13 protein-coding genes and 1 pseudogene are annotated in these 23,164 nt (G+C 71.1%); 7 read left to right on the top strand and 7 right to left on the bottom strand.

What is annotated here, in order from left to right:
- Window positions 1-26: 26 nt before the first annotated feature.
- A pseudogene (locus tag ABT041_RS06290) lies at window positions 27-1,055 on the top strand (PEP/pyruvate-binding domain-containing protein); the annotation flags it as partial.
- Between the two features lie 160 nt (window positions 1,056-1,215).
- Here ABT041_RS06290 and yicI read toward each other — a convergent pair.
- A complete protein-coding gene (gene yicI, locus ABT041_RS06285; RefSeq protein ID WP_351179805.1) occupies window positions 1,216-3,498 on the bottom strand; it encodes an alpha-xylosidase in 2,283 nt (760 codons plus the stop codon).
- A gap of 262 nt (window positions 3,499-3,760) precedes the next feature.
- Window positions 3,761-6,613 (bottom strand): glycoside hydrolase family 3 C-terminal domain-containing protein, encoded by a 2,853-nt coding sequence (locus tag ABT041_RS06280; RefSeq protein ID WP_351179802.1) that lies wholly within the window; start codon window positions 6,611-6,613, stop codon window positions 3,761-3,763.
- 334 nt (window positions 6,614-6,947) lie between these two features.
- Here ABT041_RS06280 and ABT041_RS06275 point away from each other — a divergent pair, with 334 nt between their 5' ends.
- The 5 genes from ABT041_RS06275 (at window position 6,948) to ABT041_RS06255 (ending at window position 14,906) form a co-directional block, all read left to right on the top strand.
- Entirely contained in the window at window positions 6,948-8,624 is a 1,677-nt protein-coding gene (locus ABT041_RS06275; protein WP_351179799.1) for a type 2 periplasmic-binding domain-containing protein, read from the top strand.
- Window positions 8,624-9,694: an ABC transporter permease gene (locus ABT041_RS06270; protein ID WP_351179796.1), complete on the top strand. Its 1,071-nt coding sequence runs from the start codon at window positions 8,624-8,626 to the stop codon at window positions 9,692-9,694. Before ABT041_RS06275 ends, ABT041_RS06270 begins: the two co-directional genes overlap by 1 nt.
- Window positions 9,691-10,617 (top strand): carbohydrate ABC transporter permease, encoded by a 927-nt coding sequence (locus ABT041_RS06265; protein ID WP_351179794.1) that lies wholly within the window; start codon window positions 9,691-9,693, stop codon window positions 10,615-10,617. Before ABT041_RS06270 ends, ABT041_RS06265 begins: the two co-directional genes overlap by 4 nt.
- Window positions 10,618-10,716: 99 nt before the next feature.
- The gene (locus ABT041_RS06260) at window positions 10,717-12,939 is read left to right on the top strand and encodes a WD40/YVTN/BNR-like repeat-containing protein (protein WP_351179792.1); all 2,223 of its coding nucleotides are present in this window, start codon (window positions 10,717-10,719) and stop codon (window positions 12,937-12,939) included.
- Window positions 12,939-14,906, top strand: a complete 1,968-nt coding sequence (locus tag ABT041_RS06255; protein ID WP_351179789.1) for a beta-galactosidase — start codon at window positions 12,939-12,941, stop codon at window positions 14,904-14,906. Before ABT041_RS06260 ends, ABT041_RS06255 begins: the two co-directional genes overlap by 1 nt.
- A 61-nt stretch (window positions 14,907-14,967) precedes the next feature.
- On the opposite strand, the gene ABT041_RS06250 is transcribed toward ABT041_RS06255, so the two are convergent.
- The 4 genes from ABT041_RS06250 to ABT041_RS06235 all read right to left on the bottom strand — a co-directional run bounded on the left by ABT041_RS06250 (window position 14,968) and on the right by ABT041_RS06235 (window position 20,878).
- Window positions 14,968-15,972 carry a LacI family DNA-binding transcriptional regulator gene (locus ABT041_RS06250; protein WP_351179786.1) on the bottom strand — a complete coding sequence of 335 codons (1,005 nt, stop codon included), beginning with the start codon at window positions 15,970-15,972 and terminating at the stop codon, window positions 14,968-14,970.
- A 167-nt stretch (window positions 15,973-16,139) separates the two neighbouring features.
- The gene (locus tag ABT041_RS06245; RefSeq protein WP_351179783.1) at window positions 16,140-17,654 is read right to left on the bottom strand and encodes a glycoside hydrolase family 43 protein; all 1,515 of its coding nucleotides are present in this window, start codon (window positions 17,652-17,654) and stop codon (window positions 16,140-16,142) included.
- 63 nt (window positions 17,655-17,717) lie between these two features.
- The gene (locus ABT041_RS06240; protein WP_351180025.1) at window positions 17,718-19,853 is read right to left on the bottom strand and encodes an alpha-galactosidase; all 2,136 of its coding nucleotides are present in this window, start codon (window positions 19,851-19,853) and stop codon (window positions 17,718-17,720) included.
- A 164-nt stretch (window positions 19,854-20,017) separates the two neighbouring features.
- Entirely contained in the window at window positions 20,018-20,878 is an 861-nt protein-coding gene (locus ABT041_RS06235) for a helix-turn-helix domain-containing protein (RefSeq protein ID WP_351179780.1), read from the bottom strand.
- A gap of 131 nt (window positions 20,879-21,009) precedes the next feature.
- On the opposite strand from ABT041_RS06235, the gene ABT041_RS06230 reads away from it, so the two are divergent.
- Window positions 21,010-22,203, top strand: coding sequence for a Gfo/Idh/MocA family protein (locus ABT041_RS06230; RefSeq protein WP_351179777.1), 1,194 nt, complete (start codon window positions 21,010-21,012; stop codon window positions 22,201-22,203).
- 27 nt (window positions 22,204-22,230) lie between these two features.
- Here ABT041_RS06230 and ABT041_RS06225 read toward each other — a convergent pair whose 3' ends face one another.
- Complete coding sequence (locus ABT041_RS06225; RefSeq protein ID WP_351179774.1) at window positions 22,231-23,031, bottom strand: helix-turn-helix domain-containing protein; 801 nt, start codon at window positions 23,029-23,031, stop codon at window positions 22,231-22,233.
- Between the last annotated feature and the right edge of the window lie 133 nt (window positions 23,032-23,164).

Genomic DNA, 23,164 nt, shown 5'->3' with positions numbered 1-23,164 from the left:
ATCCGCCGAAGAGACAGGCGAACAGCATGACCACCTACGTGTACGACTTCGCCGACGGCGGCCGGGACACGGCCGGTCTCCTGGGAGGCAAGGGCGCGAGCCTCGCGGAGATGGCGGACATGGGCCTGCCCGTCCCGCCCGGTTTCACCGTCACCACCGAAGCCTGCCGGGTCTTCCTCGCCACGGGCCGGCCTCCGGCCGGCCTCGACCGCGAGATCGGCGAGCATCTCGCGGCGCTGGAGCGGGTGACGGGGAAGCGGCTGGGGCAGGTGGACGACCCGCTGCTGCTCTCGGTCCGCTCGGGGGCGGAGTTCTCGGTGCCGGGCATGATGGAGACCATCCTCGACATCGGGCTGAACGACTACGCGGTCCTGGGCCTCGCCAAGACGCCTGAGCGCGAACGTTTCGCCTGGGACTCCTACCGGCGTCTGGTGCAGATGTTCGGCAGCACGGTCATGGGGGTCGACAGCTCGCACTTCGAGGAGATCCTCGTCGCCGTCAAGGAGCAGCACCACCGCAGCGACGACACGCAGCTGGACACCTGCGACCTCATCAGGCTCGTCGAGACCTTCAAGGACCTGATCCGGGAGCGGACGGGTGAGGATTTCCCGCAGGATCCGGCCGAACAGCTGCGGCGGGCGGTCCTCGCGGTCTTCACCTCCTGGAACAGCGAACGCGCACGCCTCTACCGCCGCCGTGAGCACATCCCGGACGACCTGGGTGCCGCGGTCACCATCCAGACCATGGTGTTCGGCAATTTCGGTCCCGACTCCGGCAGCGGCGTCGTCCTCACCCGCGATCCGGCCACCGGACGGCCGGGCATCTACGGCGACTACCTGCCCAACGCCCAGGGTGAGGACGTCGTATCCGGCACCCGCGACACCGTGCCCCTCCAGCACCTGGCAGCCCTCGACCCCATCTCGTTCACGCGGCTGCTCGGCTACCTGGACCAACTGGAGGCCCACCACCGTGACCTCTGCGACATCGAGTTCACCATCGAGCACGGCACACTGTGGATGCTCCAGACCCACATCGGCGAACGCACCCACCCGGCAAACCCGAGCTTCTTCGGCGAGGCTCGCGTGGAGTAGTTCGGCTGTCGGCACCCCCGCCGGGAAGACCTGCGGTCCGCCGGTCCGCCGGTGGGCATCGGCGGCGTCGGCGAGGAGCCGCATCGGGGTGGGGCCCGGGGGGACCCCACCCCGACTGCAGGGTTCAGGCCGGGTACGGCAGGTCGGCCTTCGAGGTGCCGGCCGGCTGGGTGTGCAACGTCGCGTTCGGGCCGCCGATCCGCAGCCGCCACGGGTGCGGGCTGTCGGTGGTCACCTGCAGGCGGCCCCCACGGCGGCGCAGGTGGAAGCGGGCCGTCTCACCGGGGCCGTCGTTGCCGGGGATCACGACGGTGCGCTCGGCGCCGTCGGCGAAGGCGTGCACCCGCAGTTCGACGCCGTCCGCCCAGGCGGAGACCGGGCGCTGGTCGTCAGCGGCGAGCGGGATGACGGAGTCGGGGCGGGCGAGCAGCGGCAGGGTGTGGAAGCCGTGCTGCTCGCGCACCCAACGGGGGCCGGTGACCTGGGCGCCGGTCAGGACGTTGGTCCACGTCCCCTCTGGCACGTAGTAGTCGACCGTGCCGTCGTCGGTGAAGACGGGGGCGACGAGCAGGTCGTCGCCGAGCAGGTACTGCCGGTCGAGCGTGGCCGCGGCCGGGTCGTCGGGGAACTCCAGCACCATCGCGCGCATCACCGGGACGCCGGTGGCGTGCGCCTGCTGCGCGGCGCGCTGGAGGTACGGGGCGAGGCGGTGCTTGAGCAGGGTGAACTCGCGGGTGACGTCGACGGCCTCCTCGCCGTAGTCCCAGGGCACCCGGTAGGACTTGCTGCCGTGCAGGCGGCTGTGCGAGGACAGCAGCCCGAACTGCACCCAGCGCTTGAAGACGGTGGGGGTCGGGGTGCCTTCGAAGCCGCCGATGTCGTGGCTCCAGAAGCCGAAGCCGGACAGGCCGAGGGAGAGTCCGCCGCGCAGTGACTCGGCCATGGCGTTGAAGTGGGACTCGCAGTCACCGCCCCAGTGCACCGGGTACTGCTGGCCGCCGGCGGTGGCGGAGCGGGCGAACAGCAGCGCCTCGCCCTCGCCGCGCACCTCGCGCAGCAGCTCGAAGACGGCTTCGTTGTAGAGGTGGGTGTAGTAGTTGTGCATCCGCTCGGGGTCGGATCCGTCGTGCCAGACGACGTCGGTGGGGATGCGCTCGCCGAAGTCGGTCTTGAAGCAGTCCACGCCCATGTCGAGGAGCGGGCGGAGCTTGTCGGTGTACCAGGCGCGGGCGGCGGGGTTGGTGAAGTCCACCAGGGCCATGCCGGGCTGCCACAGGTCCCACTGCCAGACGCTGCCGTCAGGCCGGCGCACCAGGTGGCCCTCGCGCATGCCCTCCTCGAACAGCGCCGACTTCTGTGCGATGTACGGGTTGATCCAGGCGGAGATCCGCAGCCCCTGCTCCTTGAGGCGGGCGAGCATGCCGGCCGGGTCGGGGAAGGTGTCGGAGTCCCAGTCGAAGTCGCACCACTGGTAGCCGCGCATCCAGAAGCAGTCGAAGTGGAACACGCTGAGCGGGATGCCGCGTTCTGTCATACCGCCCACGAAACGGTTGACTGTGGCCTCGTCGTAGTCGGTGGTGAAGGAGGTGGTCAGCCACAGGCCGAGCGCCCAGGCAGGCGGGAGCGCGGGGCGGCCGGAGAGGGCCGTGTAACGCTCCAGGACCTGCTTCGGGGTCGGGCCGTGGACGACGAAGAACTCCAGCGACTGGTCCTCGACGCTGAACTGGACCTGGCCGACCGCCTCGGAGCCGACCTCGTAACTCACCTTGCCGGGATGGTTGACGAAGACTCCGTAGCCGCGGTTGGTGAGGTGGAAGGGGACGTTCTTGTACGCCTGTTCGCTGCTCGTGCCGCCGTCCGCCTGCCAGATGTCCACCGTCTGACCGTTCTTGACGAACGGGGTGAAACGCTCACCGAGTCCGTAGACCAGCTCGCCGACGCCCAGGCCGAGTTGGCCCAGCATGTGGTGCCGGCCGGCGGCGTCGGTGACGAAGCCGATGCCGCGCCCGCCCACGGAGGTCAGCTCCCGGCCGTCGGCGGAGAACTCCAGGCGCCACGGCTGGGAGGTGTCCACGCGCAGCGTCAGCTCACCCGCGCCGAGCTCGACCACCGTGCCGTCCCGGTACACCTTTCCCGCATCCGGTCGCGCGCCGGGCAGTGCGAACTCCGGCCCCCGGCGTACCGAGCCGGCGTGGTGGGTGGCGCGTACGCCGATCACGCCCTCGGCCGGCGACCAGCACTCGACCGTCAGCAGCTCGCTGTTGAGCATGCCGCTGCGGCCGCCCACGTGCTTCACCGGCGCGTAGAGGGTCACCCGGTGCTCGTCGGCCCGGACGTCCGCGACCTCGGTGGCGTAGCGCGCGGTCACTCCGGGACGCATCATCCAGTAGCCGTCGGTGAACTTCATCGGCTGGTTTCCTCCGTCCGCGCGCGGTGCGCGGTGATCGGGCCCCGGTGTCAGTGGTGGCTGTCCCCGGGCGTTCGGGTGAGCGAGAGGTAGGTGGCCGCCGGCGAGGAGCGGCCTGTTCCGGATTCGCGCTGAGCTCGCCCATGGGTGTAGTTGAAGCGCTTCGACGCTGTCATCCTGCGAGACATGATGTCAATGCCCAGGAGGGAGAAGAGCCCCAGACGGTAGCGTCTTTTGGCGGAGATGAAGCGATTCGATGACCTCAGCCGGTGAAGGCGACGCGCGCGAGTCGCACCGGGCCGTGCAGTCCGAGGCGGACGTCGTGCACACCGGCCGCGACGACAGGGGCGCTCGCCGTGGCGTAGTCGTAGGGCCCGGCCGCCGCAGCCGGGGAAAGCGTGAGCACCGCCAGTACCGGTCCTTCGTCCAGCGAGAACTCGACCGTGCCCGCACCCGCGGCCTCCACCGTGATCGCGGCGGCTCCCTCTCCGAAGTCGCAGTCACGGAACACCAGCTCGCCCCTCAGGCCGGTCGCAGGGGTGACGGAGTCGCCCGAGGTCTTCGCGCGGTCCACGATCTCCGTGTCGCTCTGGTCGTCGAAGTCCACCGCCTCCAGGCCGCCCACCATGACCGGCCGGGGGACGGACGGGTCGCCGTCGAGGCCGACGGTCCGGGTCAGGCGGATGTCCTCGCTGGACGTGCCGACGAGGATCTCGTAGAGGCCCGGTGCCACGCGCGGACGTCCCTGCGCGACGTCCCAGAAGGCGAAGGCCGACATCGGCACCCGGAAGGCGATCTCCGTGGCCTCGCCGGGCGCGAGCGTCACCCGTCGGTGCGCGGCCAGTTCCCTGCGCGGCCGTGGCACCGACGGCTCCACGGCCCGGGTGTAGAGCTGGGCGACCTCGTCCGCGGCGACATCACCGGTGTTGGCGACCGTGAAGGACACGTGCAGTGTCCCGTCCTCGACGCGGGTCGTGAGGTCCTCGTAGGAGAAGGACGCGTACGACAGGCCGTGGCCGAACGGGAAGAGCGGCGTGCCCTCGAAGTAGAGGTACGTCTGGCGGCCGCCGATCACGTCGTAGTCGAGGAGACCGGGCAGGTCCGAGTCGTCGGCGTACCACGTCTGCGGGAGGCGGCCGGCGGGGGAGACGTCGCCGGCCAGGATCCGCGCCAGGGCGCTGCCGGCCGCCTGGCCGCCGTGGGCCGTCCACAGCAGCGCCGGCACGTCCGCGTGATCGACCGCGTACGGGTACGCCGAGACCAGCGCGAGCACCGTGTTCGGGTTGGCCGCGCGGGCCGCGCGCAGGAGGCGCTCCTGGTGGGCGGGGAGGGCGAGGGTCGTACGGTCCTCGGTCTCGCGGCCGTTGATGTGCGGATCGTTGCCCGCGACCACGACCACCACGTCCGCCTGCGAGGCGGCCCTGCTCACCGCGGACTCGCCGCGCTCGACGACGACGACCTCGAAGACCTCGAAGGCGTCCCCGTCCCCGGCGGCAACCTTCAGGCCGTCGGCGGCGACAGAGAGGGGGTGACCCGTACCGATGTGCCGAAGGAGGTGGCCGCTCTCGTGCGGTTCGAGTCGGAACGTCTCCTGGACGACCCAGCCTCCGGGCTGGTCGGCGGAGGCTCGGACACGGCCGTCCTCGGCGACGGAGAGATAGCGGCCGTCGGGGGCGCGCAGCGTCAGCACGCCCTCACCCCAGTCGACGAGGGAGAGTTCGGTGCCGGTCGCCGCGGTGGTGAGCGGGGGCAGGTCCGTCCGGCCCGCGAGCAGGGCCGGGTCGAGGGCGCCTTCCGCGCCGCGCACCTCGTCGTCGGCGTCCGTCTCGGGGACGTGCAGGAAGGCTCCGGCCGAGGTCTTCAGGAGGATCCGGTCCACGCCCTCCGCGAAGTGCACGCGCTCCGGTCCGAACCGCTCGGACAGGCCGGCCAGCGGCGTGCTGCGGTGCAGGAGCGTGCCGCTGTACCAGTCGAGCTTGCACTCGTCGGCGAGCAGGCCGACCACCGCGAGCCGGGTGCCGGGCGCGAGCGGCAGCAGGTCACCGCTGTTCTTGAGCAGGACGACCGCCTGCTCGGCCGCCTCTTGGGCGAGGGCTCGGTGGTCCGGGGTGTCGAAGGCCGTGGTGAGCGCGTGCGGGTCGTGCTCCGGGTCGAACTCGCCGAGGCGGAAACGGACGGAGAGCTGGCGGCGGACGGCCGCGTCGACGTCCGGCTCCGTCAGCAGGCCCTGTTCCAGGGCGCCGCGGACCCGTGCGGTGATCTGCGAGCCGTCGGTGCCGTGGTCGGTGAAGCTGTCGACGCCGGCGTGGAGCGCGGCGGCCGTCGCCTCCTCGTGGGTGTCGAAGTAGTGCTCGGAGTCGACCAGGTTGGAGGGCGCGCCCGCGTCCGAGCAGACGAGGAGGTCCTCGTCGGTCCAGGTGCGCAGATGCTCGCGCAGATAGGGCGAGACGTGGTTGGGGCGGCCGTTGACCAGGTTGTACGCCGGCATCACACCGGCCACGGCGCCCGCCTCGACCGTCTCGCGGAAGGCGCGCAGGTCGTATTCGTGCAGGACGCGCGGGCGGACCGAGGAGGACGTGACGTCGCGGCCCGTCTCGTTGTTGTGGGCCAGCCAGTGCTTGAGGACGGGCGCGGTGCGCCAGTACGTCGGGTGCTCGCCGCGCAGGCCGTGGGTGTAGGCGGTGGCGATGGCCGAGGTGAGCTTCGGGTCCTCCGAGTAGCCCTCCTCGTTGCGGCCCCACAGAGGGTGGCGCAGCAGGTTCACGGTCGGGGACCAGACGTTCAGACCCACGCGGTCGTCGCGGGCGCGCATCGCGCGGACCTCCTTGGACACCGCCTCGCCGACCCGTCGTACGAGATCCGTGTTCCAGGTCGCGCCCAGGCCCACCGCCTGCGGGAAGACGGTGGCCGGACCCATCCAGGCCACGCCGTGCAGGGCCTCCTGGCCGGTGCGGAACGCGGCGAGGCCGAGCCGCTCCACGGCGGGCGCGAACTGGTGCAGGAATCCGATCTTCTCGTCGAGGGTGAGCCGTGACAGGAGGTCGTCGACGCGCTTCGCGAAGGGCAGCTGCTGATCGCGGAAAGGAAGTGGTGTGTGCGGCGTGTGTGCGGACACGTGGGATCCCCTCGAGACGGAGCGGTGGGTGCTCGTGAAGCGCTTCGATGCTCTTCAGGCCCCGGGGTGACTGTCAAGAGAGCAGCGCCATCACCACCACGAGGGCGGACAGGGGACGGTCGGGAGGTGCCTCCCGCCCCTCGGAGGAATCTTGGAAGCGACCCTTGTGCGCCCCTGGGTGTTCACTTAACCTCACTGCAATATTGAAGCGCTTCGACTATGCATCGCGTCGCAGTAGTCGTATATCCGCTTTCAGCTCAGCCAGTTCCAGTCACGACACCGCAGCCGACGGCCCACCGCCGGGTGTTCAGGTGCGCCACGAAGGGTTGACGCAATGACGCCGAATGCCGCCTCCTCCGGACTGAGCCGGAGAAGCTTCCTCGCCTCCACCGCGGTCGCCACCGCGGCGGTGGCCGGGGGGATGCCGCTCCTCACCGCCTGCAGCGACGCGGGGGGCGGCGGGTCGCGAGAGGGCGCCACGTCGGGCAAGGCCGCGGACAAGCTGCTCCCGACCTATGTCGCCAGTACGGTCGCCAAGCCGGACATCCCGTCGAAGAACGGCTCGTCGGCGGGGTACACGAGCAAGGTCGACCTGGCGGCCCTCGCCTCCTCGGTCCCGACGAAGCAGGGCACCGGCGCGCCCCTCAAGATCATGGCCCCTCTCTGGGGCACCCCGCCGAAGCCCGACTGCGCGTACTACACGGCGCTCGACGCCGCGGCGGGCACCAGGATCACCTGGCAGAACCAGGACGGCATGACCTACGGGGAGAAGCTGGGTGCCGTCCTCGCCTCCAGCTCCATACCCGACATGGTGGTCGTGCCGGGCTGGGAACTCGTCGGCAAGATCTCCAGCGCGGTCACCGCGAAGTTCATGGACCTCGGCCCCTACCTGGCCGGCGACAACGTCAAGAAGTACCCGAACCTGGCCGCGATCCCGTCCGACGCCTGGCGCATGTCCCTCTTCGGCGGCGCGCTGCGCGGCATCCCGATGCCCGCCGCCTCCGTGCCCGGCATCGTGCCCTTCTACCGCAAGGACATCTTCGACAAGAAGGGCTACACCGTCCCCAAGTCGGCCGACGAGTTCCTCAGCTGGGCCAAGGAGGCCACCAGCGCCAAGGCCAAGGTGTGGGCCTGCGGTGACATGAGGTGGTCGGCGGCGGGCTTCTTCGGTGTCCAGCCCGCCGGGTCGCTCGGTTGGAACATCGGGAGCGACGGCAAGCTGACGTACCGCATCGAGCATCCCGAGTACCTCGAACACCTGGAGTGGGTCCGCAAGCTGTTCGCCGCGGGTGTGGTACACCCCGACGACAAGGCGAACACGGGCGATGCCACCCAGCGGTTCACCGCCGGGCAGACCCTGGTCGGCAACAGCGACATGTCCGGCTGGTACGGCATGACCGCCGAGCAGGCCAAGTCCAACCCCGACTTCGAGGTCGACGGCATGGACTACTTCGGCGCCGACGGCGGCACCCCGACGCTGTACGCCGGCCAGCCCGCCTCCATCTGGTCGATGATCCGCAAGGGCGCCTCGAAGGAGACGGTCGAGAACGCGCTGGCCGCGGCCGACTTCGCGGCAGCGCCCTACGGCACCAAGGAGCGGATGTTCGTCGACTACGGCGTCGAGGGCACCCACTACGCGGTCAAGGACGGCGTCCCGGTCAAGAACGATCGGGGTATCCAGGAGGTGAACAACGCCTGGGTGCTGCTGGCGGCCCCGGCGCCCTACCTCGCCCACCCCGACCTGCCCGAGATCGCCCGCAAGCAGGTCGAGTGGCAGCAGCGGCAGGGCACCTTCGTGAAGAAGACGTCCACCTACGGCATGAACATCGTCGAGCCGACCCGGTACGCCACCCTCTCCAGCCAGTTCGAGCAGCTGGAGATCGATTTCGTGCGCGGTAACAAGACGCTCTCCGACGTCCAGCAGGCCATCTCCACCTGGAAGTCCTCCGGTGGCGACAAGCTGCGCGACTGGTACAAGGAGCTCCTCGACAAGAACGGCAGCGGCAACTGATGTCGCTCACGGCCGGGAGCAGGCCGGAGGGGACGCGTCTCCCCGCGGCCGTCGACGAGCCAAGGGCCGCGGTCGCCGCGGCCACCGTGAAGGAGAGCGCGCGGCGCAGGGCCGGCAAGGCGGGCAGGGCCGGAAAGGCGGGCAAGGTCCCCCTCCGGGTCCGGTGGCGCCGCGACCGCGCCCTCATCCTCATGACGGCGCCCGTGATCGTCCTGCTCGTGATCTTCAACTACGTCCCGCTGCTCGGCAACGTCGTCGCCTTCCAGGACTACGACCCGTACGCCGCCGGCAACGGCATCACGGCGATCTTCCACAGCCCGTGGGTGGGAGTGGAGCAGTTCGCGCGGATGCTCGACGACCCGCTGTTCTGGAGCGCCACGAAGAACACCATCGTCCTGTTCGTGCTCCAACTCGTCCTGTTCTTCCCCGTCCCCATCGCCCTCGCGCTGGTCATCAACAGCGTGATCCGGCCCCGCGTGCGGGCCGTGGCACAGGCGATCATGTATCTGCCGCACTTCTTCTCGTGGGTCCTCGTGGTCACCGTCTTCCAGCAGATCCTCGGCGGCGCGGGCATCATCGCCCAGACCCTGGAGGAGCACGGGTGGAGCGGTTTCGACCTGATGACCGACGCGGACCTCTTCAAGTACCTGGTCACCGCGCAGGCGGTGTGGAAGGACGCCGGCTGGGGGATCATCGTCTTCCTCGCGGCGCTGTCGGCCGTCAGCACCGACCTGTACGAGGCAGCCGCCATGGACGGCGCCGGGCGCTGGCGACGCATGTGGCACGTCACGCTGCCCGCGCTGCGCCCGGTGATCGCCCTGCTCCTCGTCCTCAGGGTGGGCGACGCGCTGAGCGTCGGATTCGAGCAGTTCCTGCTCCAGCGGTACGCGGTCGGCGCCGGGGCCAGCGAGGTCCTCGACACCTACGTGTGGAACATCGGCATCCAGAACGGCGACTTCAGCTACGCCGCCGCGGTCGGCCTGGCCAAGGGGCTCATCGGAGTCTGTCTCGTCCTGGGCGCCAACAAGTTCGCCCACCTGCTGGGCGAGCAGGGGGTGTACAAGAAGTGAGCCTCAACACGCAGCTCGTCCGCAGCCTCAAGGCCCCCGCCCGCCCCGCGTGGGAGGAGCCGCCGAGCAAGGCGGGACTCACCGCCAAGGGCGCCTTCCTCGTGCTCTGCTGTCTGGGGGTGCTCGTTCCGCTGTGGATCGTGATCGTCACCAGCCTCTCCCCGAAGCCCGTGATCGACCGGGTCGGCGGCCTCGTCGTGATCCCCCAGGGCATCACCTTCGTCAACTACACGGAACTGCTCGGCGGTGGCCAGGTCAGCCGGGCGATCATGGTCTCGGTCGGTGTCACGCTCTTCGGCACGCTGTTCTCGATGACGGTGTCGGTCCTTGCGGCGTACGGCCTGTCGCGGCCGGGGAGTCTGGGCCATCGGTTCTTCCTGATGGCCATCATGGCGACCATGTTCTTCGGGGCCGGCCTCATTCCGACGTACCTGCTGGTGCAGTCACTCGGCCTCACCGACACCTACCTGTCGCTGATCCTGCCGAGCGCCGTCAGCGTCTTCAACATCCTCGTCCTGCGGGCCTTCTTCATGGGAATCTCGCCCGAACTCACCGAGTCGGCCCGCATCGACGGGGCCAGTGAGATGCGCATCCTGCTGACCATCATCGTGCCGCTGTCGCGCGCGGTGCTGGCCGTCATCTCGCTGTTCTACGCGGTCGGGTACTGGAGCGCGTGGTTCAACGCGTCCATCTACCTCAGCGACCAGCGGATGATGCCGCTGCAGAACGTGCTCATCCAGCTGGTCCAGAAGAACACCGAGGCCCCGACCGGCCTCCAGCAAGCCGTCCGCACCGGCCAACTCTCCTCCCTCGGACTTCAGATGGCCGTCATGGTCCTCGCGCTGATCCCGGTCGCCGTGGCCTCCCCGTTCGTCCAGCGGCACTTCAAGAAGGGCATGCTCACGGGAGCCATCAAGGGCTGACGCTCCGGTCGCCCTCACGCGACGGAGCCGTACGCCGACACGGCCCCGCGCCCCGGTCCCCAGCGTGCTCTCCCCCCTTCGACACGACAGAGGTATGTCATGAGCAGGTACCGTCTCAACAGGCGCTCCGTTCTCGCCGGTTCCGCTGCCGCCGCCGCGGCCGTCGCCTTACCCGCCACACCGGGGCAGGCGCAGGCCGCCGTCCGCCCGTCCGTCGCCGAGAGTGTCTACCGGTGGCGCACCGTCGCCATGGGAGGCACCGGCTTCATCAGCGGGGTGCTGTTCCACCCGTCGGTGCGCGGACTCGCCTACGCCAGGACCGACATCGGGGGCGCCTACCGCTGGGACGACGTCACCGCCCGCTGGATCCCGCTGACCGACCACCTCGGCTGGGACGACTGGAACCTCCTCGGCGTCGAGGCCATGGCCGTCGACCCGGCCCAGCCGAACCGGCTGTACCTGGCCCTCGGCACGTACACGCAGCCCTGGGCCGGCAACGGGGCCGTACTGCGGTCCGAGGACCGGGGTGCCACCTGGCGGCGCACGGACCTCACCGTGAAGCTCGGAGCCAACGAGGACGGGCGCGGATGCGGTGAACGGCTCCTGGTCGACCCGCGGAACAGCGACACGCTGTGGCTCGGCACCCGGCACGACGGGCTGCTCAAGTCGACCGACCGAGGCGCCACATGGGCGCCCGCGGCCTTCCCGGCCACGCCGAACGCCACCGGCCAGGGCATCACCCTCCTGGTCGCCGCGGGCCGTACCGTCTACGCCGGCTGGGGCGACTCGGACGGCACCGCCGGCCGGCCCAACCTGTACCGAACGTCCGACGGAAGGACCTGGGAACCCGTCCCGGGACAGCCGACCGGCAGGGCCGCGACCGTGCCGATCCGTGCCGCGTACGACCGCCTCACCCGCGAGCTGTATGTCACGTACGCCAACGGCCCCGGCCCCAACGGTCAGTCCGACGGCAGCGTGCACAAGCTGTCGACGACGAACGGGACCTGGACGGAGGTGACCCCCGTGAAGCCCGGCGGGACGACGAGCGGCGGCGGGACCGACGCCTTCGGCTACGGCGGCGTCGCCGTCGACGCCCGCCGGGCCGGGACGCTCGTCGTGTCCACCAACAACCGTTGGTCCGAGATCGACACCGTCTTCCGTTCCACCGACGGCGGACGCAGCTGGACGTCCCTGAAGGACCACGCCGTGTTCGACGTCTCCGAGACCCCCTACCTGACGTGGGGTGACGCCAAGCCCAAGTTCGGCTGGTGGATCCAGGCCCTCGGCCTCGATCCGTACGACTCCGGGCACGTCGTCTACGGCACCGGCGCGACCCTGTACGGCACCCGCGACCTCACGCGCTGGGCGCCGCAGATCCGCGGCCTGGAGGAGACCGCCATCCTCCAGCTGATCTCCCCGCCTGACGGAGAGGCGCATCTGATCAGCGGCAACGGCGACATCGGCGTGATGTACCACGAGTCGCTCACGGCATCCCCCTCGCGCGGCATGGCGTCGAACCCCGTGTTCGGTACGACGACGGGGCTCGCCCAGGCCGCGGCCCGCCCCTCGTACGTCGTGCGCACCGGCTGGAGCGGGAGCGGCAACGGCGCCTGGTCGAACGACGGCGGACAGAGCTGGTCGCCCTTCGCTTCACAGCCGGCCGCCGCCAAGGACGCGCCCGGCCCGATCGTCACCAACGCCGACGGCAGCGTGCTCCTGTGGTCCCTCGGCTCCTCGAACGGCACCGTCAACCCGGCGTACCGCTCGACGGACAACGGCGCCACCTGGTCCGAGGCCGGGTCCGTCCCGCAGGGCGCCGTCCTGGTCGCGGACCCCGTGGACCCGGCACGCTTCTACGCCTACGACACGACCACCGGGACCGTCCACGCCAGCGCCGACAGCGGCCTGACCTTCACCCCCTCGGCCACCGGCCTGCCCTCGGGCGACGCACAGTTCCAGCTGACCGCGGCACCGGGACGCTCCGGTGACCTGTGGCTCAGCGCGAAGGAGGGAGGATTGCACCGCTCCACCGACGGCGGCGCCACCTTCACCCGGGTCGGCAGCTGCCGGTCCTCGCACACCCTGGGCTTCGGCAAGGCCGCCCCGGGCGCCGCCTACCCGGCGATCTACATGGTCGGCGCGACCGAGGGCTTCAACGCCGTCCACCGCTCCGACGACGAGGCGAAGAGCTGGGTACGGATCAACGACGACCAGCACCAGTGGGGCTGGACCGGCCGGGTCGTCGCCGGCGACCCACGCGTCTACGGCCGGGTCTACCTCGGCACCAACGGGCGCGGCGTGCAGTACGGGGACCCGGTCTGATGCCCGGCCTGAGCGACGCGACCCGCGGCCGCCTTCTCTTCGGCGGCGACTACAACCCGGAGCAGTGGCCGGAGAAGACCTGGCGGGAGGACGTCCGGCTGATGAAGGAGGCCGGGGTCAACTCGGTCACCTTCGGCGTCTTCTCCTGGTCGATGCTGGAACCGGAGCCCGGCGCACGGGAGTTCGGCCTCCATGACACGGTGATGGATCTGATGCACGACAACGGCATCGGCGTCGTCCTCGCCACCCCGACCGCCTCGCCGCCGCCGTGGATGGGCCGGCTGCACCCCGACACCCTGCCCGTCACCGAGGACGGCCGCACCGAGTGGTGGGGCGGCCGGCAGCACTTCTCGCACTCCAGCGCCACCTACCGGCGCTACGCCGCCGCCGTCACCGAGGACCTCGCCGCCCGCTACGCCGGCCACCCGGCGCTGACGATGTGGCACATCAACAACGAGTACTGCACCTACGACTACGGAGACGAGGCCGCGGCGGCCTTCCGCCGCTGGCTGCGCGAGAAATACGGCACCCTCGGCGCCCTCAACGAGGCCTGGGGCACCGCCTTCTGGAGCCAGGGGTACGACACCTGGGACGGCATCCTGCCGCCCCGCCGGCCCCACTACATGCCCAACCCCACCCACGTCCTCGACTTCAGGCGCTTCACCTCCGACATGCTCCTGGAGTGCTTCGTCGCCGAGCGGGACATCGTCCGCCGCCACACCCCGGACACCCCGGTCACCACCAACTTCATGCCGCTGTGGAGGGGCCAGGACGCCTGGCGCTGGGCCGAGGAGGAGGACGTCGTCTCCATCGACATCTACGCCGATCCGGGCGACCCGCTGGGCGCCCAGAGCGGCGCCCTCATCCAGGACATGACCCGCTCCCAGGCACGCGGGCCGTGGATGCTCATGGAGCAGGCCGCCGGGCCCGTCAACTGGCGGGGCGTGAACCACCCCAAGCCCCGGGGCCTCAACCGGCTCTGGTCCCTGCAGGCCGTCGCCAGGGGCGCCGACGCCGTCTGCTACTTCCAGTGGCGGCAGTCCCGGCAGGGCGCGGAGAAGTTCCACTCCGGCATGGTCAGCCATGCCGGGGAGGAGGGCCGGACGTACCAGGAGGTCAAGCAACTCGGCGCGGAGCTGGAACGGATCGCCGCCGAGACGACCGGCAGGACCGTCACCGCGGACGTCGCGATCCTGCACGACTGGCACGCCTGGTGGGCCGGCGACCAGGACGGCCGCCTGTCCGGCCGGGTGGACTACCCGGAGGTCCTGGGCGCCTGGCACCGGGCCCTCTGGCAGGCACATCTGACCACCGACTTCGCTCACCCGGAGCACGACCTGACGCCGTACTCCGTGGTCGTGGTGCCGCAGCTCTACGCCCTGACCGACACGGCGATCGACCATCTCGTCGCCCATGTCCGCAGGGGAGGCACCCTCGTCTGCGGCTTCCAGACCGGCGTCGCCGACGAGGATGACCGGGTCCGTCCCGGCGGCATGGATCCCCGGCTGCGTGAGCTGTTCGGCATCCGCACCCTGCACGAGTGGTGGCCGCTGGACGCGGGGGAGACCGTCACCTGCGAGGGCTTCGGGGCGTCCCTGTGGTCGGAGGAGCTGGAGGCCGACGGTTCCGCCGACGAGACCGTGCCGTACAAGGGCGGTGAACTGGACGGACTGCCCGCCGTCCTGCGCAAGGGCCGGGCCTGGTACGTCTCCACGCTCCCGGAGCCGGCGGCGCTGCGCGACCTCCTGGCCCGGATCGCCTCCGCCGCGGGAGTCCGGCCGGCGCTCGACGGCCTCCCCGAGCAGGTCGAGGCCGTCCGCCGGGGCGAAGCGCTGTTCCTGCTCAACCACGGCCGCGATCCGGTGACCGTCGAGGTGCCCGGCACCCACCACGATCTCCTCACGGGGACGGCCGTCACCGACCGGATCACCCTCGGCCGCTACGGCGTGGCGGTGCTCCGGCCCTGACTCGTCGAGGGAGACGTCCACGGCCTCTCCAGCCGCTCTCACGGGCTGGGGAGGCCGTTTGTCAGGGCGCCGATCCGGTACTCGACCGCACCGTCAACTCGGGGCTGATCAGCGAGACTTCGTCGGTCTCGCGACCGTCGATCTTGGCGACCAGACGCTCCACCGCCAGCCGGCCCATCTCCTGCGCGGGGATGGAGACCGACGTCAGCCGCACCGAGGCTTGTACGGCCACCTGTTCCGGGCAGATCGCGACCACCGACACGTCCTCGGGGACGGCGCGGCCCTGCCGGCGCAGCAGGGCGAGCAGGGGCTCGACTGCCTGCTCGTTCTGTACGACGAACCCGGAGGTGCCCGGGCGCTCGTCGAGGATGCGGGTGAGGGTGGCGGCTATCGCGTCGTAGCCGCCACCGCACGGCCGGTGCAACACCCTGATGTCGAGCTCCCGTGCCCGGGAACGGAGTCCGTCGAGGGTGCGCTCGGCGAATCCGGTGTGCCGTTCGTAGACCGCGGGGGCCTCGCCGATGACGGCGATGTCGCGATGGCCGAGCGTCGCCAGATGCTCGACGCACAGCGCGCCGGTCGCCCTGAAGTCGAGGTCGACGCAGGTCAGCCCCGACGTGTCGGCCGGCAGGCCGATCAGCACGGACGGCTGGCCGCTGCCGCGCAGCAGCGGCAACCGCTCGTCGTCGAGCTCGACATCCATGAGGATCATCGCGTCGGCGAGCCCACTGCCGGTGACGCGGCGCACGGCTTCGGGACCTTCCTCACCGGTCAGCAGCAGCACGTCGTACCCGTGAGTCCGGGCCGTCGTGGCGACCGCCATGGCGATCTCCATCATCACCGGAACGTACATGTCGGTGCGCAGGGGAACCATCAGCGCGATGATGTTCGACCTGCTGCTGGCCAGGGCCCGAGCGCCCGCGTTCGGGTGGTATCCCAGCTCGCGGATGCTCTGCTCGACCTGCAGCCGGGTGGCCGCGGAGATGGGCCGCTTGCCGCTGAGGACATAGCTCACCGTGCTCGCCGACACTCCGGCGTGCCGGGCGACCTCGGCGAGGGTTACCATCCAGCTCTCCCAGCCCTATGAAGCGCTTCGATCATGTGGGTGAATCATTCCTGCGGGAAATGTACGCCGACCCTAGCCCCAGCCCAGCTCGTTGTCCATCCCTGCATTGAAGCGCTTCGATGGACGGGCCGTCCTTTGCTCCTGCCGGCAAGGGGAGGGGCCTCCGTTCAGCCGGCGAGGGGCTCGTAGTCGAACCAGTCGAAGTGGACGGTGCCCTCCGCGGCGTACATGCCGATGACCCGGCCCGTGAAGCCGCCGGCGACCTCGGTCGACAGGTAGCGGCCGTCGAGGGTCGCGAGCTCGGTGAACGTGCCGTCGGGCTGCTCGACGCCGAGGGAGACGAGGTCGGGTCCCGTGCACGGTCCGGGCGGAGTCGCAGGTTCCGTGATCGTGACGGCGAGGCCCACCGGCCCGGTGGGCACGGACCGCGTGGCCACGACCGTGCGCAGGGAGCCGATGCGCGCGACGGCCCGTACCTCCGTGCCGGACACCTCGATCGCGTAGTGGTGCCGCTCGTCGAGCCGGACGGCGAGGCCGCCGTCCCCCTCCGCGGCATCGACCAGGGTGCGTGCCCGGCACGCGCGGTGCTGCTGGCGCCGGCCCGTGAACACCACGTCGGGCTCGTCCAGGGAACCTCCCCGCGCGCGGAGGGTCAGCCAGCCGGGGCGCTCCTTGGTGGTGCAGTGTTCGGCCGGCCGGTCGCGCACGGAGATCCAGGACGGTCGCAGTTCGGCGAGGTCGAAGTCGTCCCGCTGCTCCTCGACGGGGCCGGGGGAGAGCGGCCAAGGGAGCTCGGGCAGGTCCAGGGCGACCTCGCCGACGACCGGCCATCCGTCCACCCAGGTCACGGGGGCCAGGAAGGTCTCACGGCCGAGCACGTGCCAGCCCGGCGTGCCGCCGCCGGACCGGACGCCGAGGAACACCATCCACCAGGAGCCGTCGGGGCCTTGGACCAGATCGGCGTGGCCGGTGTTCTGGACGGGATGGTCGGTGCCGCGGTGGGTGAGGATCGGGTTGGCCGGGCACGGCTCGAACGGCCCGGCAGGCGTACGGCCGCGGGCGATCGAGACGCCGTGGCAGCGCTCGGTGCCGCCCTCGGCGATGAGGAGGTACCAGTAGTCGCCGACCCGGTACAGGTGCGGGGCCTCCGGGGCCTTGGCGCCGGGCCCGCCGGACCAGAGCCGGTGCGGTGTTCCGTACGTCTGCCCGGTGGACGGGTCGAGACGGACCTGCGAGACCCCGGCGACCGTGCACCAGCAGGTGCCGTCCTCGTCCCAGACCAGGTCCGGATCGATGCCGGGGACGCCCGCAGCCAGGATGGGGTCCGACCACGGGCCGGCGGGGTCGGTGGCCGTGACGATCAGATTGCCGCCGCCCTCGGAGCAGTTGGTGACGATCAGCCAGAAGCGGCCGTCGTGGTGGCGCAGCGTGGGGGCGTAGATCCCGCCGGAGGACGGCATGGAGGTGGGCAGACGCAGTTGGCCCGGCCGGTCGAGGGCGTTGCCGATCTGCGTCCAGTGCACCAGGTCGCGGCTGTGGAAGAGCGGCACGCCGGGGAAGTACTCGAAGCTGGAGCAGGCCAGGTAGTAGTCGTCGCCGACGCGGCAGACGCTGGGGTCGGGGTGGAAGCCGGGGATCACGGGGTTGGTGGGGCGTGGCTCCGGCCGGTGCGGTAGTGGCACCCGAGGGGTCCTCTCGTCGATTCGGGGGGGGGGGGGAGTCGTGGCGTGATGGGTCGGATGGGGTCAGGGCGCGCCGGGGGCCGTGGGGGTGATGCGGAGCAGGGCGGCGGACGGCGCGGTGGGCAGGGTCAGGCTCAGCTCGGCCGCGTCGGGCAGCCAGGCGGAGTCGGCCCGGCCGGCCGAGGGATAGAGCGGGTCGACACGGGCGAGGGTGTCCCGCAGATGGGGCAGGTGAAGCGTCGCCGTGGCGGCGGTTCCCGGGCGGCGCCAGGCCGCGAGGTAGGTGGTGGCGGGCGTGCGCAGGGCCAGGGCGATCCAGGGGTCGTCCCAGGCGGGAAGGCCCAACGGCCAGGACGGCACGGCGTGCGGCAGGTCGGCGCGGACCGTCTTGTAGACCGCCACAGCCTCGTGGACCAGGGCGCGGGCCTCTGGGTCGAGCTCGGGAAGCAGGCCGGAGAGGTGGATCCGGCCGAGCAGCGCGTTGACCATGGTGAAGGCCACCTCGTCGAGGGAGTCCTCCGGCCGGGGATACGCCCAGACGGCACCCTGTTCGGGGGTGACGGCGGTGGGAGCTGAGGCCGCGATGGGCGCGTAGAGGTGGAGGTTCTGCTGGTCGCTGGTGGACTGCAGCTGCAGCCGGGAGAGCATGGCGTCGTCCCAGCGCATGCCGCCGGAGGCGCAGTTCTCCACCACCAGGTGCGGGTGCCGGTCGAGGACGCCGTCGAGCCAGTCGAGGTGCGCCCGGTTGTGGCCGAGCAGGCCGTCGCCCGGGGCCTCGCCGGGGTGGGCGCTGGTGCCGGAGCCGGGGTCGATGTTGTGGTCGAGCTTGAGGTAGCCGACGCCCCACTCGCCGACCAGGCGGTCCACGACCCGGTCCAGGTGGGCGCGGGCGGCCGGGTGGCGCAGGTCCAGGTGGTGCCGGCCGGTCTCCGTCAGGCGGACGCCGTCGCGGCGGAAGAACGCCTCGTCGGGCAGGGACTCGGCCAGGGGGCTGTGGACGCCGATGACTTCCGGCTCCAGCCACAGGCCGGGAACCATGCCGCGTCGGCGGATGTGATCCAGTACCTCGTGGATCCCCTTCTCGCCGGGGAAGCGCGAGGCGGCCGGCTCCCAGGCGCCGACACTGGTCCACCAGCCGCCGTCACCGTCGTCGTACCAGCCCGCGTCGATGACGAAGTGCTCGGCGCCGGCCTCGGCCGCCGCGTCGATCAGCGGCAGCAGCTTGTCGGTGGTCGGGTCACCCATCAGGCAGTTCATGTAGTCGTTGAAGATGACGGGCAGGCGCTGGTGGTCGGCATGGGGGCGGCGCCGGGCGCGGCGGTAGCGGGTCAGCGCGGCGAACGCGGAGTCGGGGCCGCCGTCGGCGCTGAAGGCCAGCGCGACGGGTACGGTACGGAAGGAGGCGCCGGGTTCCAGGGGGTGCCGCCAGCCGTGGTGGGTGTCGGTGGGCCCGAACAGCGCGGCGTAGGCCGCCTCGTCGTGCTCCTGGCACTCCCAGCGCCAGCCGCCGCCGTTGTGCTCGATCTGCCACACCCAACTGCGGCCGGTGCGCCGGTCCGTCAGGCCTCCCATGGGCAGGTGTCCGCAACTGGACCAGGTGCCCCTTCCGTTCAGCGCGAAGCCGGCCTTCCCGTGCCCGTACGTCACGCGACCGCTGACGCCGGGTGTGGTCCGGCGCATCGGCTGTCGCCGCCAACGGCACTCGGCGAGCCAGTCGTTGTCCGCCCACATCAGGTCGGCGGCGTCGACGGACGCCGGGTCCCGTGGGGTGAGACAGCCCACCACGAGCGAGCTGACCGACTCCAGGTGCACGGTGGTCTGCCCCTCGTTGAGCAGCGTCACTTCGCTGCGGAGCACGGGGATGCCGTCCGGCGACCGGTAGGTCACCTCCGCGACCAGCCCGGTCTCCGGGTCGTGGAGCTGAACGGACAGCGTGTGCCAGTCGCCGTCGTGGGCCGCGCGGTGGGCCCGGTAACGCAGCCTCCCGCCGAGAGCGGTCCCGACCAGACGGCTGCCCGACCAGTCGCGGCCGTGACCCGCGGCCGTCACCTCCACCAGGGGGAGGGACGCACGGGGGACTCCCCGCGCTTCGCCGGGCGGTCCGAGGTGCGTGAGGCGGGGGCGGCCGTCGTCATCGAGGACGAAGTCGAGGCGCAGGGCCTCGTGCCCCCAGTGAAAGGTCCCCTGGTCCCCGGTCATGGCGGCCCTTTCGAGGTCGGTGCCGGACGGTTCCTCGTTGTCGAAGCGCTTCACCATTCCAGGCGTAAGCTAACGGACCGGTTCTCCGACGGGCAAGGGCTTGGAGTGAAGCGCTTCGACAGCTCGCTTCCGACCGAGCTCCACGACGTGGGGTCATCCGGCGGTCAGGGCGGTTCACTTCTGGTTGGCACCGTCGCCGCAGCTCCCCCGTGCCGGAATCGTGCCGGGGTGGTTCCGCACGCGTCGGTGAAGACCCGGTAGAAGCGGCTGACAGACCCGAAGCCGGCGGCCACGGCCACCTGGGTCGCGGGAAGGTCCGTGGTCACCAGCAACCGGCGTGCCTCGGCGAGCCGGTACAGCTTCACGTACTCGCCGATCGTGGTACGCACGACCTTGCGGAACTGGGCCATGGCATAGGCCGGGTGGACGTTCGCCGCCGCGGCGACGTCCGAGACGGTGATCGGCTCGCGGAAGTGATGTGCGATGTACCGCGCCATGGACACCGCCTGGCGCAGGGCCGGTTCGGCACCGACGCCTCGGCGTACCGGATCGCCGTCCGCGGCGAGCGCCAGGCGACGGACGCGCGCTTGGACCTCCAGCATCGCGATGCGGTGCAGTTCGTCGTCGCCCGCGGCCAGATCGGCGGCCCACTGGGTGAACTTCGCCGGATCGCTCGCGTCGGCACGGGCCGCGGGAGCGATCATCGGCACGCCCGAGAGGACACGGGCGAGGAGCGGTTGGGGCAGTCCCCAGGCGAGGAACCGGTCGAAGGGCACGTGCAGCCAGTGGGCGCGCGTCGCCCGGCTCGCCACCAACTGGTGCGGGATCGCGGCCCAGAACACGGCGAGGCCGCCCACGGCGACTTCGAGGAGTTCGCCGCCGTAGAGGTAGAGCATCGACCCACCGCCGGACACGAAGTTGATCTCCAGGTCGTCGTGCCGGTGCGCTGCCTCCATCAGCGTCGGGCGTCCGGACCAGCCGCGCAGGTACGAGGGTTCGTCGACCAGAGCACCCTGAGGATCCAAGAAGTTCTCGCTTCGAAACGGTGCAGACATCGCGTGGAGTCGGATCCTATCGTCGTGGAGCAGTGCCGAGGCCCGCACCGTCATGCGGCCGGCACCAGCTCGCACCCACTCCTTCCCGATGGAGATTTCGCGTGTTCTCACTCGGCATCGTCGGCGCCGGCCAGTTCGCCGGCTCGTTCGCCAAACTCTGGCGCCTGCACCCGAACGTCGGTGACATCAAGGTCACCGACCTGCTCCCCGAGCGCGCCGAACGGCTCGTCACCGAGCAGGACCTCGCCGGCACGCTCCCCTCGTTCGAGTCCATGCTCGACTCCGACCTCGACGCCGTCGCGCTCTTCACCCAGCGCTGGACCCACGGCCCCCTCGCCGTGCAGGCGCTGCGCGCGGGCAAGGACGTCTACAGCGCGGTCCCCATGGGCGTGACCGAGGACGAGATCGCGGACATCATCGCGGCGGTCGAGGAGACCGGCCGGATCTACATGATGGGCGAGACGAGCTACTACCACCCGGCGACCGTCTACGCACGAGCCCGGATCGCCGCGGGAGAGTTCGGCCGGATCTTCTACGCGGAGGGCGACTACGTCCACGACATGGACTGGGGCTTCTACGACGCGTACAAGTACAGCGGCGGCGAGAACTGGAAGTCCACCGCCAGCTATCCGCCGCTGCTCTACCCCACGCACTCGATCGGCGGAGTCCTCGGCGCCTGGCAGACGCACGCCGTGAGCGTCTCGGCGATCGGCGTTCCGGACGAGCGCGGCGACGGCGTGTTCGACCGCGAGATCAGCCAGTTCGACAACGACTTCTCCAACGCGACCGCGCTGTTCGAAGTCGCCGGTGGCGGCAGCTTCCGCACGAACGAGTTCCGCAGGGTCGGATACATCGGCAAGGAGTCACGCTTCCGCTACTTCGGTACGGAGGCGGTCCTCGAACAACTCGGCTCGGTCAGCCTGTGGCAGGACAAGAAGGGCGAGCGTGACGTCACCGCGCACCTGCACGCCGCGCCCACCCTCGCACCGGACGACCCGGCGCTCGCCCACGTCGCCCCGGAACTGCGCGACGCCTTCACCTCCGGTACCGCACCCGTCCACGACCGCTCCCGGCTCCCGCGAGAGTTCGCGCACGCGCCCAACGGCCACGAGGGCAGTCATCACTTCCTCGCCGACGACTTCGCCGCCGCGGTCACCACACGAACGCCTCCACCGCTGCACGCGTGGACCGCCGCCCGCTACACCCTCCCCGGCATCGTCGCCCACCGATCCGCCCTCCAGGCCGGCGTGCGCCTGCCCGTCCCCGATTACGGGGACGGCCCCCGAAGGGCGTAGCCCCGCGACGGGCAGGGTGCTGCCGCCCTACTGAACCGCGCTGTCGCGCGGGGTGGGGCCGGCGGCACGGATGCCGCGAGGTGACGCCCCGAGCTCACGGCGGCATGCCTTGTTGAACGCCTGCAGGTCGGGGATGCCGACCGAGGCGGCGACGGCGGGGATGGAGAGCGTGGTGGCCCGCAGGAAGTGGCGTGCGCGTTCCATCCGGCGGGCCCGGATGTAGCCGACGACGGTTTCCCCGGTGGCGGCGCGGAAGAGCCGGGTCAGGTGGTTGTGGGAGACGCCGGCCGCCTTCGCGATCTCCGGCACCGTCAGGGACTCCGTCAGTCGCGCCTCGATCAGGGCCGTCGCGGCCGCCACCGCCGGGTGGAGGGCCCGGGCGCGCTGCTCCCGCTGCGGGGTGAGCCGGGCGATCCGCCACAGGGCGGCCCACACCTCGGCGGTGGCCCGGGCCGGGGTGTTCGGCCAGGCGGCCAGTGCCTGCCGCAACTGCAGCGTGATCAGGTCGAGTTCGGGGCCGGTGTGCTGGATCACGGGAATGCTGTGGGGTGTTCCCGACGAGCCCAGGCGGAGGTGGGCGTACAGGTGCTCGGAGCGGCCCCGGTAGCGGTATCGCACCTCGGTTCCGGGCGGTACGAGGCTGACCCGGCCGGGGCGGATCGTGTGCTCGGTGCCGTCGACCGTCAAGTCGGCTTCGTAGCCGTACAGATGGAGCTGCCACAGGTCCGGCAGCGAGAACACGTCCACCTGGCCGGCCGGACCGTGAACGCCGATGCCGACGGCGGCGAGAGCGGGAGGGGTGTCGAGATGGGCGAGGACCGTCCGCATGGCCCGTGTTCTACCACGGCGGACGCGGCCGCCCGTGGGACGCGGACGTCGACGTACGGGGCGGACGGCACGGTGAGAATCGACCAGTGGAGGGTGAACGCGGCCCACGCGGTGCCCGGCGGGGCGGACCTAG

The sequence above is a fragment of the Streptomyces sp. NPDC002825 genome, assembly GCF_040295385.1.
In the GTDB taxonomy this organism is placed as follows: domain Bacteria; phylum Actinomycetota; class Actinomycetes; order Streptomycetales; family Streptomycetaceae; genus Streptomyces.
The sequence above is the reverse complement of the archived record's forward strand: the minus strand, read 5'-3'. Positions and strand labels throughout refer to the sequence as shown.

Bases quoted from the DNA above. Each gene is read 5' to 3' on its own strand.
- ABT041_RS06250 (WP_351179786.1), bottom strand. From the start codon at position 15,972: ATGGTAACCCTCGCCGAGGTCGCCCGGCACGCCGGAGTGTCGGCGAGC.
- ABT041_RS06255 (WP_351179789.1), top strand. From the start codon at position 12,939: ATGCCCGGCCTGAGCGACGCGACCCGCGGCCGCCTTCTCTTCGGCGGC.
- ABT041_RS06225 (WP_351179774.1), bottom strand. From the start codon at position 23,031: ATGCGGACGGTCCTCGCCCATCTCGACACCCCTCCCGCTCTCGCCGCC.
- ABT041_RS06240 (WP_351180025.1), bottom strand. From the start codon at position 19,853: ATGACCGGGGACCAGGGGACCTTTCACTGGGGGCACGAGGCCCTGCGC.
- ABT041_RS06260 (WP_351179792.1), top strand. From the start codon at position 10,717: ATGAGCAGGTACCGTCTCAACAGGCGCTCCGTTCTCGCCGGTTCCGCT.
- yicI (WP_351179805.1), bottom strand. From the start codon at position 3,498: ATGAAGTTCACCGACGGCTACTGGATGATGCGTCCCGGAGTGACCGCG.
- ABT041_RS06275 (WP_351179799.1), top strand. From the start codon at position 6,948: ATGACGCCGAATGCCGCCTCCTCCGGACTGAGCCGGAGAAGCTTCCTC.
- ABT041_RS06270 (WP_351179796.1), top strand. From the start codon at position 8,624: ATGTCGCTCACGGCCGGGAGCAGGCCGGAGGGGACGCGTCTCCCCGCG.